At 72.0% G+C, this 525-nt stretch carries 1 protein-coding gene; it reads right to left on the minus strand.

What is annotated here, in order from left to right:
- Nucleotides 1-525: beta-ketoacyl synthase N-terminal-like domain-containing protein (locus tag ABD363_RS32515; RefSeq protein WP_344610052.1), on the minus strand; the 525-nt coding region annotated here is incomplete at both ends.

A 525-nucleotide genomic window follows, 5' to 3' on the forward strand; every position in this document is an offset into this window, starting at 1 on the left:
CGGTGCCGCGCAGGGACAGCGGATCGATGCCGGCCCGCTCCAGCGCCTCCCAGGCCGTCTCCAGCAGCAACCGCTGCTGCGGATCCATCGCCAGCGCCTCACGCGGATTGATCCCGAACAACTCCGCGTCGAACTCCGCGGCCCCGTCGACGAACCCGCCGAACGCGGCGACGTCCTCCAGCGTCCGCATGTTCCATCCGCGGTCCAGCGGAAGCCGGGTGATGCCATCACGACCGGAAGTCACCAGGTCCCAGAGGGACTCGGGGGAGTCCACACCGCCGGGGTAACGGCAGCCCATGCCGATGATGGCGATCGGCTCGTCGTGGGCCACGGGGGACGCCGTCGACGCCGCGGCACCCCTGTCGTCCGGCAGGCCGTCGGCCCCGGAACCGACCAACCGCTCCCGCAGCGACACCGCGAGGGCGGCCGGGGTCGGGTGGTCGAAGATCACGGTCACCGGGAGGGTGATCCCGGTGGCGGAGGTGAGCCGGTTGCGCAGCTCGACCGCGGTCAGGGAGTCGAAGC

This window comes from Streptomyces glaucus, assembly GCF_039533365.1.
Classification (GTDB): Bacteria; Actinomycetota; Actinomycetes; order Streptomycetales; family Streptomycetaceae; genus Streptomyces; species Streptomyces glaucus.